Source organism: Achromobacter aloeverae, assembly GCF_004121055.1.
GTDB classification, from domain to species: domain Bacteria; phylum Pseudomonadota; class Gammaproteobacteria; order Burkholderiales; family Burkholderiaceae_B; genus Bordetella_C; species Bordetella_C aloeverae.
This window is the reverse complement of sequence record NZ_PYAL01000006.1, coordinates 162426-176881: the sequence shown is the minus strand read 5'-3', so window position 1 is coordinate 176881 and position 14456 is coordinate 162426. Positions and strand designations below refer to the sequence as shown.

Genomic DNA, 14456 nt, shown 5'->3' with positions numbered 1-14456 from the left:
CTGTCCACGCCGACGCGCCCTACTCCACCGCCAGCAGCTTCATTCCATTGGTGCCGCCACTGTCGCGGTAGAAATCGCCCTTGGTCAGGATGACCCAATCGCCCGCCTCCACGCGGCCCCGGCGCTTCAACTCGCCGATGGCGGCATTGCTGAGGTCGGCCGGGTCGTAGGCCGTGGGATCGAAGGGCACCGTGGACACGCCCCGGAACATCGCCACCCGGTTCTGCGTGATGCCATGCGGGCTATAGCAATAGATGGGCACGCCCGACCGGATGCGCGACATGATCAGCGGCGTATGGCCGCTTTCGGTCAGGGCGATGATGGCCTTGATGCCGGGAAAGTGATTCGCCGCGTACATCGCCGCCAAGGCTATCGTTTCATCGCAGCGGCTGAAGGTTTCGCCCAGGCGGTGATGCGAATGGGTGGTCGTCGGATGCTTTTCCGCGCCCAGGCAGACGCGCGCCATGGCCTCCACGGCCTCCACCGGATATTCCCCGGAGGCGCTTTCCGCCGACAACATCACCGCGTCGGTGTAGTCCAGCACCGCATTGGCCACGTCGGACACCTCGGCGCGCGTGGGCACCGGGCTGCTGATCATCGACTCCATCATCTGCGTCGCGGTGATCACCACCTTGTTCAGGGTGCGCGCGTGCTGGATGATGCGTTTCTGGATGCCCACCAGCTCCGCGTCGCCCACCTCCACGCCCAGGTCGCCGCGCGCGACCATCACGCCGTCGCTGGCGCGTATCAGCGCGTCCAGCGCCTCGTCGTCGGCCACGGCCTCGGCCCGCTCGATCTTGGCGATGATCCACGCCTCGCTGCCCGCCGCGCGTACCAGCGATCGCGCCTCATCGATATCGGACCCATACCGGGGGAAAGACACCGCGATATAGTCCAGCTTCAATTCCGCCGCCACCTTGATATCGGCGCGATCCTTGTCGGTCAGGCTGGGCGCGGACAAGCCGCCGCCCCGCCGGTTGATTCCCTTGTTGTTCGACAGCGGCCCGCCCACCATCACGGTGGTGTGCACCGAATCGATGTCCACGCTGTCCACCCGCAATACCACGCGGCCGTCGTCGAGCAGCAACTCATCGCCCGGCCGACAGTCCTGCACCAGTTCCGGGTAATCGATGCCGACGATGTTTTCATCGCCCTCTTCGTTGGGATGGCTGTTCGACAACGTGAACGTGGCGCCCACGCGCAGCGTCACCTTGCGGTCCTTGAAGCGCGCGATGCGGATCTTCGGCCCCTGCAAGTCGCCCATCAAGGCGACGAAGCGGCCTTGCTTTTCCGCCGCCTCGCGCACCAGTTGCGCGCGCTGGCGGTGGTCATCCGCCTCCCCGTGCGAAAAATTCAGCCGGGCCACATCCATGCCTGCACGCACCAGCGCCTCGATGCGTTCCGGGCTCGAAGTAGCGGGTCCAAGGGTGGCAACAATTTTGGTGCGACGCAGCACTGCCATGGTGGATCCTCTTGTCATTGGGCAAGCGTCATATGGTACGCCTACCCGCGCGCGGGCTCTATGACCGCGCGCGGGTATGATGGCGCGGCAAGATAAATTTCATCCTCCCGCGTAACGAGACCGCACGTGAAAATCGTCATTGCCCCAGACTCCTTCAAGGAAAGCCTGTCCGCACCCGATACCGCCGCCGCGATCGCGCGCGGCGTGCTTGCGGCCTGCCCCGACGCCGAGATCGTGTGCGTGCCGATGGCCGACGGCGGCGAAGGCACGGTCGATGCGGTCCTGCAGGCCACGCAAGGGCAATGGCGCAGCACCCGCGTGCAGGATGCGCTGGGGGAACCGATCGAGGCCGCCTGGGGTTGGGTCGAACCGCAAACCGCGGTGATAGAAATGGCCGCGGCCGCGGGACTGGAACAGGTACCGCCAGCGCGCCGCGATCCCTTGCGCGCGACCAGCCACGGCGTCGGCGAACTGCTGCGCGCCGCCTTGGACGCCGGCGCGCAACGCATCATCCTGGGGCTGGGCGGGTCCGCCACCAACGATGCCGGCGCGGGCCTGTTGACGGCCCTGGGCCTGCGCATCCTGGATGCCGGCGGCAAGCAGCTGGAGCCTGGCGGCGGCGCGCTCGCGCGGGCTGCCCGCCTGGAGACCGACGGCCTGGACCCGAGGCTGGCGCGGGTCCGCATCGAAGTGGCCTGCGACGTCGACAATCCCCTGTGCGGCCCCAAGGGCGCCTCGGCGGTCTTTGGCCCGCAGAAAGGCGCCACGCCGGCCCAGGTGGCCGAGCTGGACGCGGCGCTGGCAGTCTTCGCCGACCTTTGCGCACGCACCTTGGGCCGCGATGAACGCGACGCCCCGGGTGCCGGCGCGGCGGGCGGCCTCGGCTACGCCGCGCACACCTTCCTGGGAGCGCGCTTCCGACCCGGCGTGGAACTGGTTGCGGAACTTGGCGGCCTGGCGGACGCCATGCAGGGCGCCGACCTGGCCTTCACCGGTGAAGGCCGGATGGACGAACAGACGCTGCACGGCAAGACGCCCGCCGGCGTGGCGCGCATCGGCAAGGCGGCTGGCGTGCCGGTGGTGGCCCTGGCCGGTTCGCTGGGCCCGGGCTATGAACGCTTGAACGAGGCCGGCATCGTGGCGGCCTTCAGCCTGGCGCCCGGACCGATCACCCTGGACCAGGCCTGCGCCCGTGCGGCCGAACTGCTGGCCGACCGGGCGCGCGATGTCACTCGCCTGTTCCTCTCCGGACAGGCGCGCGGACGGGCGTAGCGAAGGGGGAGACCCAAGCCGGGGCGACCGAAGCCGGGACGCCCCAAGCCGGCCAGCGCGCCGGCGAGCGCGGAACCGCGCGGCTGAGCGCCACGCGCGTCACGCGCACGCTCAGCCGTCGAGCTCGGCGCTGTGCGGACGGGTCGGCCCGACCAGGCCTGCGTCCTGCAAGGCATCCGCCAGCGCGATGAAGCGCTCGACCGGAACCTCTTCCGCCCGCGCGGTCGGCGCGATGCCCAGCGCATCCCAGGGCACCGCGGCGGCCCAGTCTCCCAGCGCGCGGCGCAGCATCTTGCGGCGCTGCGAGAAGGCCTTGGCCACCACCTGCTCCAACGCGGCTTCGCTGCGCGGGCGCGGACGCTCCGCCGGCAGGGGCACCATGCGCACCACGGCCGACACCACGCGCGGCGGCGGGTCGAAGGCTTCCGGCGGCACGTCGAACAATTTCTCCATGCGATAGCGCGATTGCAGCATCACCGACAGACGGCCGTAGTCGGCCGATGACGGCTGCGCCACCATCCTGTCGATGACCTCCCGCTGCAGCATGAAATGCTGGTCGCGGACGTGATCGGCGCACGCCATCAAGTGAAAGAGCAAGGGGCTGGAAATGTTGTACGGCAGGTTGCCCACCACGCGCAGCGCCTCGCCGAAAGTCCCGAAATCCACCGTCAGCGCATCCGCCTCGACCACCGTCAGGCGATCGGCCGGATACTGGCCGCGCAGGCGCTGCGCCAGGTCCCTGTCGATTTCCACGACCGTCAGGCGCGCCGCCTGCCGCAACAAGGGCGCGGTGAGCGCGGACAAGCCGGGGCCTATCTCCACCAAGCGATCGTCGCGCGCGGGCGCGATGGCCCGCACGATCGCATCCACCACGCTTTCATCGACCAGGAAATGCTGGCCAAAACGTTTACGAGCCTGATGCCGCGTCATGAATCGCGTCCCCGCCCGGTCAACGGTCACCCTGGTCGCGCTTGGCCTGCTTTTCGAGTCGATTGTCGATATAGGCCTGATCGTGCAACTGATCGAGCCAATCCTCGAAGGCGGGTTCGGAACGGCGTTCGAACAGGATGCGGCGCGCCTGCATGCGCTGCATTTCGTCGGCCACGTCCTTTTCGCGCCGTTCCAGCACCTGGATCAGGTGCCAGCCGAACGGCGACTGGATGGGTTCGCTGATTTCGCCGACCTTCAAGGCGTTCATCGCCGCCTCGAACGGCGGCACGGTTTCGCCCGGGTTCAGCCAGCCCAGGTCGCCGCCCTGCGGTGCGGAGCCGTCCTGCGAGTTCTGCTTGGCCAGGGTACCGAAATCCTCGCCGCCGGACACGATGCGCTGGCGCAGCAGCTCCAGGCGCTGGCGCGCCTGCGCGTCACTGACCACGGTGGACGTCTTGATGAGGATATGGCGCGCATGGGTCTGCGTCACCTGCATCGGGCCTTGCGGCGCGGCGGGATTCCCCGGTTGCTGCGGCATGGCTTGCGGCGCGGGGGCAGGCGCCTGCGCGGGGGCGCCGCCGGCGCGATCCAGCACCTTCAGGATATGGAAGCCATTGCCGCTCTGGATGATGCCGGACACCTGGCCCTTGGGCAGGTTGGCGATGGCGCGCACGAACAGGTCGGGCCAGCCGTCCAGCGGACGAACACCCATGGACCCGCCTTGCAAGGCTTCGGGGCCATCGGAAGCGGCCGCCGCCACGCTGGCGAAATCGCTTCCGCTCTTGACGCGGGCCAGCAGGTCCTCGGCCTTCTTGCGCAGCACCGCGACTTGCTCCGTCGAGGCGCCATCCGGCACACGAACCAGGATCTGCGCCAGGGCCACGCGATCGGACGGCGCGGCGGCAACCTGCTCCGCCTGGGGCGCCGCCTGCTGTTGCAGCGCGGCCATCCCGGCGCCGCCGCGACGCCGCTGCTGCTCCTTCAGGTACGCATCGACTTCCGCGTCGGAAATGATGATATTGGCATCAACGGTCCGGGAGCGCAGGCGATCGGACAAGACCTCATCGGAAATGTTCTTCCGATACTGCTCCCATGTGATGCCGCTTTTCTCGACTTCCTTGCGCAGTTGATCCACCGTAAGCTTGTTGCGCTGGGCAACGGTGCTGATGGCCTGGTCGACCGTCGCCTTGTCCACCTTGATATTCATGCGCGCGGCTTCCTGGCGCTGCAGGCGCTGCATGATCAGGCGCTGCAGCACCTGGCGCTGCAGGATGTCCTGAGGCGGCAACTGGATTTTCTGGCGCGACAGTTCGGCGGCGGCCACCTGGGTCGCTTCCCGCACCTCGCGCATGGTGATCACGTCCTTGTTGACGACCGCCGCGATCCCGTCGGCGAACTGCTCTGCCGGCGGCGCGGGGGTGGCAGGCGCGGCCGCAGCGGCGGGCGCCGCGGCCTTGCCGCGCGAGGAAGACTTGGCGGACGTGTCAGCCGACCAGGCCGGCGACGGCGTCGCGGCGTAGATCGCCAACAGGGCGGCGGACAGGACACCGCGCCAGGCGGCACGGGGGGCAAACACACGACGCATCATTCGTACCTTTCAAAACTCGTTCCGGGCTGCACGGGAGGATTGACCATCTCGTACCCGGGGATGTTCTTCTTCATCAGCTTCAGCGGATCCGTGCCTAGCGAGCCCAGGCCGGTCAGTTCAAGCTGGAAGAAGAAAGCATTGTTTACATCGGTTGACGACACAGCATAGCGCTGGAACACGAAACGTCCGGTCCAGCAGCAATCGCCTTTGTACTCCACGCCGGCGATGGCCTGGGTCACGCGCCGTTGGGCAGGCTGGCCGGTATAGGGGTCGAGGACCCCGTCGCCGCCGCGCATCGAGTAATCGACGCGGCCGACGCCGGACCAGCGGTTGGAGAAGGGCCACTGGAAGGCCAGGCTGACCTGGTTCTGTCCCGCCGGCTGGTAGCTGGTGTAACCGGCCACCGTCTGCGGATCGCGCTGGTAGCGGTAGGCCAGCGACACCGATGTCGCGCGCTGGGGCGACCAGCGTGCGGAAATCAGGCCGCGCGACCAGCGGGAGTCATACGGATTCCACTGTCCCTCAATGGACGTGGACAAGGTATCGGTCAACGCCGCGCTGGCGGCGACCAGATAGGCCGAACGCACGTCGGTGCGGGGCTCTTCGCCCGGCAGCGTCACCTTCTGGTCTTCGAAGTAGTACTGCTGTCCGGCCGACAACGACATGCGCTCGAAACCGGTATCCGCATCCAGCCAGCGCGTGGTCAAGGCCGCGGTCACCTGGTTGGCATTGGCGATACGGTCCCAGCCGCCGGAATAGATATTCTCTTCGAAAGCCTGCGAGAAGCTGAAGTCCGCCAGCGACGTGTCGTAGACCGGCATTTTCGACTGGTCCCGATACGGCACGCGCAGGTAGTACAAGCGCGGCTCCAGGGTCTGGATGGCGTCCTTGTCGAACAGGGTCGTCTTGCGCTCGAAGGTCATGCCGGCATCGAGCGACATGATAGGCAGGGTGCGGGATGCGCTGCGGGGATAATCGTAGGCGCCGTTGCCGAAGCCCGCGTTATCGTCCGCGTACCACTTGGTGTTCTGGTACTGCGTGAAATTCACCCCGACCTTGGGGGTGATATACCAACCCGGCCGCACGATGGGATACGAGATGGTCGGATACATTATCAGGCGGTCGCCATCCGGGCCGTAATGCGTGCCCTCGAAGATCGGCCGCGAGAAGCGGGTGGCCGTGCTGGCGAATTCCAGGTCGAAGCCGTTCAGGTCGTAGCGCTGGCCGTTCAAGGAAAGCTCGGGTTCCTTGTTGTATGGCGACACGATGGGGGCGTCCGGATCCTGCAGGGTCTGGTATTTGTAGACCTGGACATAGGACTGCCAGTAACGATTGTTCCAGCCCACCATGCCCTGCCGCGGCAGATAGGTCGTAGAGGCGTCATTCACGCCTATCGACGTGAAATCGCGGAAGTAATCGCCGTCCGACACGCCGGAGATATTCCAGCTGGTGTAGAAGCCGTTGCCCAGGTTCTGGAAGTGCTTGGTGCTGTAGAGATAACGGCTCTCGCCGGTCTGCGCATCATTGGACAGGTACGTCCCCATCAGCGTACCGCTGTAGGTCGGACCGAGATAGCGGAATTCCCCGCCCAGCTGCGGACCGCGCTTGCTCAGGTAGCGCGGCGTCAGCGTCATGTCGTAGTTGGGCGCCAGATTGAAGTAGTACGGCACCTGCAGGTCGAAGCCGCTGCGGCTGCTCGAACCGTACGTGGGCACCAGGAACCCCGACTTGCGCTCCTTCTTGACCGGGAAGGTCATGTAGGGCCACGCCAGGATGGGCGTGTCCTTGAAATACAGCACGCCATCGCGCGCCAGGCCCTCGTTTTCGTCGAAATCCAGGTCGATCGAATCGGCCTTGATGTACCACGCCGGTTTGTCGCAGGAGCAGGCGGTATACGTGACCTGGTTCAGCCGCATGGTGGACCGGCTGAAGATATCGGCATGCTGGGCCTGGGCGCGGCCGCCGGTGGCGCCCAGCCAGAAATCGGGCTGCTCCAGGGCTCCCGTATTCGTGTCGACGTTGTAGCTCATGGCCGGGCCGATCGCCAAGGAGCCATCGCGCACCAGCCGCGCATGCCCTTCGCTGGTGGCGACGCCCTCCATGCGGCGGTACTTGATCGTATCGCCCTTGATGATCGTATCCATCCGGCGCACCTGGGCATTGCCGATCATCGTCAAATTGGAGTCAGGATCACCGTCGATCTGGTCGGCTTCCATGAAGCCCGCCAGCGAGTCGCCGTCGACCCTGTGCGTCCGCAGCCCGGTGGAAGACCGCAAGCCGGTGCTGTCCTTGAGCCCAAGGACCTCCACCGAGCTGGGCGCGGGCGCCGTGGGCTTGGCCTTCGCGTTCTGCTTGGACAAGTTCTTGGACGACGCGTTGTTCCACTGGTTGACGGACGAGTCCGTGGGGACTTGCGCCTGAGCGGCGGCAGCCGCGCCAGCAAGGAATAGGATCAACCACCGGACCATGCGCACGTATGAGGAAACCTGAAAAAAATGGGATGGCAGCCAGGCTTGGAACGGACAACCGGGTTCCGTCGCCCACCGCGGCGAGCCGGTATTATAGAGAAGCCGCGTGGCGGCGCGACCCGCCCTTAAAATGGACGGGTTACGCGATTAAAACAGCATTTTTCCTCCAGGTCGCCCCCTCTTGAACTCGACACCCGATCCTCGCCAGGACCAGATCCGTCACTGGCTGCGCAGCCTGCCCCTCGAACTGGGCCTGGACATCGACTCCATGGCGCCGGCCTCCAGCGATGCCAGTTTCCGCCGCTATTTCCGCCTGGACGCCGGCCCCCGCAGCCTCATCGTCATGGACGCGCCGCCCGCGCACGAGGACTGCCGGCCGTTCATCCACGTCGCCGGCCTGCTGGAGCACGCGGGCCTCAATGTGCCCCGCATCCTGGCCCAGGACCTGGACCAGGGCCTGCTGCTACTGACCGACCTGGGCCGCGACACGTATTACCAGCGCATCCAGCGGGGCGTGAACGACGCTGAATTGCAGACGCTGTACCGCCAGGCCCTGGCGGCCCTGGTCCGGGTGCAGCAGGCGGCGACCACCGGCCTGCCCGCCTATGACACCGCCCGCCTCGCCGCCGAGCTCGAGTTGTTTCCGGAGTGGTACGTCGGCCGCCATCATGGCATGCGGATGGACGACAAGACCCGCCAGGACCTGGACAAGGTGTTCGCCCTGCTGTCGGCCAGCAATGGCGCGCAGCCGCCGGTGCTGGTGCACCGCGACTTCCACTCCCCCAACCTGATGGTCTGCGACGAGGACCGTTATGGCCCGAACCCGGGGGTCATCGATTTCCAGGACGCGCTCGCCGGCCCCATCACCTATGACGTGGCGTCGCTGGTCATGGATGCCCGCACCACCTGGGAGGAGCCCCAGCAGCTGGACTGGGCCATCCGCTACTGGGAAATGGCACGCGCGGCCGGCCTGCCGGTGGATGCCGACTTCGCGGACTTCCACCGTGCCTATGAATGGATGGGCCTGCAGCGCAACCTGCGTATCCTGGGCGTCTTCGCCCGGCTGCACCATCGCGACGGCAAGGCTGGCTACCTGGCCCATATCCCGCGAGTGAATGCTTACGTTCGCCAGGTCGCCGCCCGCTATGGCGTCTTCGCGCCGCTGCTACGCCTGCTGGACAGGCTGGACGACCGCCAGCCCGCCGTGGGCTACACCTTCTGATGCGGCCGTGACCATGCGCGCGATGATACTGGCGGCGGGCCGCGGCGAACGCATGCGCCCGCTGACCGACTCCCTGCCCAAGCCCTTGCTGCGCGTCGGCGGCGAACCGCTGATCGTCTGGCACATCCGCCGCCTGGTGGCGGCCGGCATGACCGACATCGTGATCAACCACGCCTGGCTGGGCGACCGGATCGAGGCAGCCCTGGGCGACGGCAGCGCCTGGGGAGCCCGCTTGCGCTACTCGGCGGAGGCGCGGGCCCTGGAGACCGCGGGCGGCATCGCGCAGGCATTGCCGCTGCTGGGCGACGCGCCCTTCCTGGTCGTCAACGGCGATGTCTGGTGCGACTGGGACCCGACGGCCGCGCCCGCGCTGGCCGGCCTGCTGGCCTCGACGGGCGGACAGGCGTGGCTGCTGATGGTGGACAATCCGTCGCACCACCCGCAAGGCGACTTCCACCTGCTGGAAGACGGCGTCCTCGCCCCGGCCGGCGGGCGCCGTTTGACCTACGCCGGGATCGGCGTCTACCATCCCAGCCTGTTTGCCGGATTGCCGCCCGGCACGCCGGCCCGGCTCGCCCCGCTGCTGGTCGACGCCATCGCGCGCGGCACGGCACACGGCGCACGCCACGACGGGACCTGGGTGGACGTCGGCACCCCGCAAAGACTGGCCGAGCTGGACGCCATGCTCACGCTCGGGTCCGTGGAAGCGCCGGGGCGGTAAGGCCTGCGGGACGAAATACTTGGGAATCTTGAGTATTTCACAATATCAATGAGCGCAACGATGCTTGTCGAAGTGCCTATGCTCAGGCCGTAACGGGTATCCTGTAGCGCCTTTGGCGGGCCTGGCCGGTGCGTACCGGCCGCGCTCGTTGCATGAAACACAGTATTTTTTGGACGGATGGGATGTTCGGACGGTCGCAGCGCTCTGTTTTCAAACCCTCGGTATATCAGCCCGGCAAGCGCTCGCGGCGCATGCCGCGCTGGCTGGTGCTGCTGCTGGTGGGCATCGTCCTGGGCGCGGGAGGCGTGCTGTTCCTGCAAACCAACTACGGTCCGCAACGCCTGACCGTCGAACAGTCCGAGCAATTGCACAGCGAGCTGAGCGCCGCCAACCTGGACAGGCAACGCCTGCAAGGGCAGCTGGAAGAAGCCACCCAGCAGCGCGACGCGGCGCGCAGCACGCACGGCAAGCTGACCACCGACCTGGCGCAGGCGCAACAGCAGATCACCGCCTTGAACAAGGACCTGCAACTGTTCCAGGAAGCCATCCCGCCCGATCCCCGCGGCAGCAACATCGGCGTGCGCTCGGCCCTGTTGACGCGCGAACCCGGCCAGCTTGGCTACCAGGTCCTGATCATGCGTGACAACGCGAAGGCGGGCGCGCCCTTCAAGGGCACGGTTCAGTTCGCCATCGAAGGCCGCTATCCGAACGGGCGCGTCGACACCATCGCCCCCGAAGCCATCCCGCTGGACCTGGACCGCTACCAGCACATGAGCGGCTCGCTGGTGCTGCCGGACGGCTTCGTCGCTCGCACCGTGACCATCAAGGTCCTGGACGGCACGCAGCGCCAGCAGGCCATGCGCGTCTACTACGTGCGCGGCTGACCTGCCCCTGCCCACGTCGCTTCAAAGCATCCGGCGCAGCGTGCCATCGCGGCGGATGAACTGATGCCACAAGGCGGCCAGCGCGTGCAGGCCGATCAGGTAATAAAGCGCGTTGCCGATGAACAGGTGCGCGGCCTTGACGCCGGGCCGCAGGTCCGGATGCTCGCCGACCAGGGAAAAAGACCAGTCGGTTCCCATCAGGGTCACGGGCCGCCCCGCCATATTGGTCATCAGGATACCCAGCAGCGGCTGCGCGATCAGCACAAGATAGAACAGCCAGTGCAGCGCGCGGGCGCATAGGACCAGAAAGGTCCCCCCTTCCGCTTCCGGCGCCGGCACGCCATGCGCCAGGCGCCACGCCAGGCGAATTGCCGTCACGACGAGCACCGTACAGCCGGCCCAGACGTGGATGCCCGTCCACAGCGCGCGCGTATCGCTGCCGCGCGGCCCGCGGATCTCGATCGCGAACAGGGCCAGGGCGACCAGCAGGAAGACCAGCCAATGCAGAATGATGGCCGGCCGGCTGTAGCGGGCGCCCTGGGGGCTGGGCGATACGGTTCGATTGAGCGTTTCGACCTGCATGTGGACTCCTGGACGAGGGTGGAGGAGATCGCGCCCATACCCGCGCGCACGACCTCGATGAGCCTGAATTTATATCAGGTTCGAGGACGGCCGGCCTAGCGTGGCGGTTCGACCCTCGCCTCGCTCAGCACCGCGGTCCATCGGGCGATCTCCTCGGCCAGGAACACGCGGACATCGTCGGGCGTATTTCGGGATGCCGGCAATGTAAAGGCCAGGTCCTCCATCACCCGCCTCAAGGTCGGATTGCGCAAGACCGTATTGACCGACCGGTTCAACCGCGCGATTACCGCCACAGGCGTCCCAGCCGGCGCGACCAGCGCGTACCACGTCCCGCCGTCCTTGCCAGGCAGTTGGTACTCCTCGATGGCGGGAACATCCGGCAAGGCCGGAATGCGGCCGCTGGCCATGACGACCAGGGGCTTGACCGCGCCCGACCTGATCTGGGAAATGACCCCGGGCACGAGGGTGATCTGGATATCGGTGCGTCCTCCCATGAGGTCGACCAACGCTGGCGCGCTGCCCCGATAGGCGATATGCGCGATGTCGGTGCCCGATGCTTTCTTGAACACCTCGCACAGCAGATGCTCGGTCGATCCGACGCCAGCCGATCCGCAAATGAGTTCGCCCGGCCGTGCCTTCGCCGCGGCGACGACGCCGGGCAGGTCATCCAGGTCGGATTGCCGCCCCGTGACCATGACCAGGGGCACCGTCGCCAGCAGGGCGATGGGCGCGAGGTCGTGCGCGAAGTCGAAGTCGATGAACGGGTACATCAGCTTGTGCGTGGTGTTCGGCCGCGCCGCGAGGAATAGCGTATAGCCATCGGCAGGCGCTTGCGCCACGGCGGCCGCCGCGATGTTTCCCGCCGCCCCAGCCCGGTTTTCAATGATGACCTTGCTGCCCAGCTCCTCCGTCATGTAGGCGGCCATGTGCCGCGCGATCAGGTCGGACGCGCCTCCGGGCGGAAATCCCACGACGACGGTGATGGGACGTTGCGGATAGACAGACTCGACCTCGGCGGCCTCTGCGGCCGTCGGCGCCACGGGGACCGAGCTTCCCGCCAGGATCAGCGCCGCCAGCTTCTTTCTTCCTAGACTCATCTTCACCTCCACTGCCAGGGATGTGGAACCGGGAAATGGCCGATGCAAGACCGCTACCCTGGGCTTGGGTAGGCGATGCGCCGCTACGGGTTCCATCCCGCTCAATGCAGGGAATGGATGTTCCTGTCCATCAACACGGCCATCCATTTCTCGGTTTCCAGCGCGATGAGCGCACGCAGCGCCTCCGGCGAGTTTTCCGCGGGATGAGCGGGGATATAGGACAGGCGCTCGAGCGTTTCCTTGAGCCCTGGCCGTGAGAGCGCGACATTGATGGAACGGTTCAGCGTGGCAATGATGGCGCGCGGCGTCCGGGCCGGCGCCATCAGGGCATACCAGCCTTCGGCGTCCGCGCCGGGCAGGCCGAACTCGTCGATGGCGGGAACATCTGGCAGCAAGGAAACGCGCTGGCGCGACATGACGACCAGGGCCTTGATATAGCCGGTCCGGATCAGCGGCAGCGCCATGGGCAGGGGAAAGATCAGGAGATCGGTGCGGCCGCCGATGATATCGGCCATGGTCTCCACGACGCCCACATAAGGCGCGTTCACCAGCCGGATGCCCACGGACTGCTGCAGGAAGCCGCCCAGTAGATGGGACGTGGTGCCGACCTCCGCGTAGGCACAGGTATGGCCTCCCCGAGCGGTTTTCGCGGACAGGATGATGTCGTTCAGGCTGTTGAGGGCCGTGCGCTTGCCCGCGACCATGACGAACGGCATCCTCGCCACCAGGCCGATCGGCGCCAGGTCAAACGAGAAGTCGTAGTCGATTTCGTCGTGCATGAGCCGGTGCAGCACGTTCGGCCGCGCCGCCAGGAAAATGGTATGGCCATCGCGTTCCGCCCTGGCCACCGAGGCCGCGCCGACGTTGCCCGCCGCGCCGGGTCGATAATCGAGGGCGATTTCCTGCCCCAGGTCTTCGCCCATGTGCGCGGCGAGTTCCCGTATGAGCATGTCGCCGCCGCCTGGCGGGAAGCCGATGACCACGGTAACAGGCCGCTCCGGAAATAGCGCCGCGGCGTCGGCGGCCTTCGCCCTACGGGAAGCGCCGCTATCCGTGGCCATCGGCGCGGCACGTCCGACCCCTGCGCCACGCTTGCGCCGACGCCTGCCTCATTGCAGCCCCTTGATCTGCCAGGCTTCCAGGATGGCTGTCCACTTCCTGGTGTCTTCCGCGATCAACGCCCCGACGGCCACGGGATCCAGCGATGACGACGGCACGACGAACCCCAGGCGCGACAGTTGTTCCTGCTCGGCCGGGTCGGCCAAGGCCCGGTTGACCGAACGATACAGGCGTTCGATCACCGGCGACGGCGTCTTCGCCGGCGCCATGACGGCGAACCAGTCCTCCGCGCCCGCCTGGGCGAACCCGGCTTCCGCGACGGTGGGGATATCGGGCACCTCGGCGACCCGCAGCGCCGACATCACCGCCAGCGCGCGCACGCTGCCCGCGTTGATGTGCGCAAGCGCCGAGGACAAGGGCAGGCAGAGGAATTCGACGCGGCCGGCAATGACATCCCTGAGCGCCACGGGTGCGCTTTGGTATGGCACATGGACCCACTCGACCCCCGCGGCTTCCTGGAGAATCCTGGAGAGCAGGTAGTTCGTCGTTCCGACGCCTATGGTCGCCAGGCTGAACTTGCCCGGATGCGCCCTCGATGCCTTGATGGCGTCCGGCAAGGTGGCGGCCTCGGCCTCGACATGCCGCCCCGCCACGATGACCAGGGGCATCTTCGCGACCAGCGCCACCGGCGCCAGGTCCTTCGCGTAGTCATAGCTGATGTGCGGATACATCGTCTTGTGCAAGGTCGCCGCGCGGGTGCTCAAGAACAGCGTGTAGCCGTCAGGGTCGGCACGCGCCACCGCCAGCGCTGCGATATTTCCCGAGGCGCCGGGCCGGTAGTCGACGATGACTTTCTGCCCGAGGTCCTCGGTCATGTGCGTGGCGATGCGGCGGGCAAGGATATCGGTGCCGCCGCCCGGCGCCGTCCCCACGATAAGGGTGATGGCCCGCCCCGGATAGCTCGTCGCATCGGGACGCTCCGCGGCCATGATGTGGGCGGGAATCGCCCCGCCCACGATGATCAACGCAGCCAACTCACGCTTGGTCAAACTCATTACCGCCTCCGTCCACCGTCAAACATGGCTTGTTGGGGCGCGATCCGGACCCAACAGGCAATAGAGGCATGGGTAAACAGAAACGCGTATCGGGTTCCGCGAACGAGGCGGCCGGA

Annotated in this window: 12 protein-coding genes; 4 read left to right on the top strand and 8 right to left on the bottom strand. The window is 66.9% G+C overall.

Going from position 1 to position 14456, the window contains the following annotated elements; genetic code table 11:
* Nucleotides 1-19: 19 nt before the first annotated feature.
* Nucleotides 20-1462: a pyruvate kinase gene (gene pyk / locus C7R54_RS20015; RefSeq protein WP_129152197.1), complete on the bottom strand. Its 1443-nt coding sequence runs from the start codon at nt 1460-1462 to the stop codon at nt 20-22.
* A gap of 126 nt (nt 1463-1588) precedes the next feature.
* Between pyk and C7R54_RS20010 the strand changes: the two genes are divergently transcribed.
* Nucleotides 1589-2734, top strand: a complete 1146-nt coding sequence (locus C7R54_RS20010) for a glycerate kinase (protein WP_129152196.1) — start codon at nt 1589-1591, stop codon at nt 2732-2734.
* Between the two features lie 111 nt (nt 2735-2845).
* On the opposite strand, the gene rsmA is transcribed toward C7R54_RS20010, so the two are convergent.
* Genes rsmA through C7R54_RS19995 form a run of 3 tightly spaced genes read right to left on the bottom strand, consistent with a single transcriptional unit; the run spans nt 2846 to nt 7726 of the window.
* Entirely contained in the window at nt 2846-3664 is an 819-nt protein-coding gene (gene rsmA, locus C7R54_RS20005) for a 16S rRNA (adenine(1518)-N(6)/adenine(1519)-N(6))-dimethyltransferase RsmA (RefSeq protein WP_129152195.1), read from the bottom strand.
* Between the two features lie 19 nt (nt 3665-3683).
* Complete coding sequence (locus C7R54_RS20000; RefSeq protein WP_129152194.1) at nt 3684-5252, bottom strand: peptidylprolyl isomerase; 1569 nt, start codon at nt 5250-5252, stop codon at nt 3684-3686.
* The gene (locus C7R54_RS19995; RefSeq protein ID WP_377815152.1) at nt 5249-7726 is read right to left on the bottom strand and encodes an LPS-assembly protein LptD; all 2478 of its coding nucleotides are present in this window, start codon (nt 7724-7726) and stop codon (nt 5249-5251) included. The genes C7R54_RS20000 and C7R54_RS19995 overlap by 4 nt, the downstream gene beginning before the upstream one ends.
* A 175-nt stretch (nt 7727-7901) precedes the next feature.
* On the opposite strand from C7R54_RS19995, the gene C7R54_RS19990 reads away from it, so the two are divergent.
* From C7R54_RS19990 to C7R54_RS19980, 3 genes are all read left to right on the top strand, one after another.
* Complete coding sequence (locus C7R54_RS19990) at nt 7902-8942, top strand: aminoglycoside phosphotransferase family protein (protein WP_240039620.1); 1041 nt, start codon at nt 7902-7904, stop codon at nt 8940-8942.
* Between the two features lie 13 nt (nt 8943-8955).
* Nucleotides 8956-9663 carry an N-acetylmuramate alpha-1-phosphate uridylyltransferase MurU gene (murU, locus tag C7R54_RS19985; protein WP_129152193.1) on the top strand — a complete coding sequence of 236 codons (708 nt, stop codon included), beginning with the start codon at nt 8956-8958 and terminating at the stop codon, nt 9661-9663.
* Between the two features lie 182 nt (nt 9664-9845).
* Complete coding sequence (locus C7R54_RS19980; protein WP_129152192.1) at nt 9846-10547, top strand: DUF6776 family protein; 702 nt, start codon at nt 9846-9848, stop codon at nt 10545-10547.
* Between the two features lie 21 nt (nt 10548-10568).
* On the opposite strand, the gene C7R54_RS19975 is transcribed toward C7R54_RS19980, so the two are convergent.
* The 4 genes from C7R54_RS19975 to C7R54_RS19960 form a co-directional block, all read right to left on the bottom strand.
* Complete coding sequence (locus C7R54_RS19975) at nt 10569-11129, bottom strand: cytochrome b (RefSeq protein WP_129152191.1); 561 nt, start codon at nt 11127-11129, stop codon at nt 10569-10571.
* A 95-nt stretch (nt 11130-11224) separates the two neighbouring features.
* Complete coding sequence (locus C7R54_RS19970) at nt 11225-12226, bottom strand: Bug family tripartite tricarboxylate transporter substrate binding protein (protein WP_158021250.1); 1002 nt, start codon at nt 12224-12226, stop codon at nt 11225-11227.
* Between the two features lie 101 nt (nt 12227-12327).
* Nucleotides 12328-13287: a tripartite tricarboxylate transporter substrate-binding protein gene (locus C7R54_RS19965; protein WP_129152189.1), complete on the bottom strand. Its 960-nt coding sequence runs from the start codon at nt 13285-13287 to the stop codon at nt 12328-12330.
* A gap of 48 nt (nt 13288-13335) precedes the next feature.
* Nucleotides 13336-14340, bottom strand: a complete 1005-nt coding sequence (locus tag C7R54_RS19960) for a Bug family tripartite tricarboxylate transporter substrate binding protein (protein WP_129152188.1) — start codon at nt 14338-14340, stop codon at nt 13336-13338.
* Nucleotides 14341-14456 lie beyond the last annotated feature (116 nt).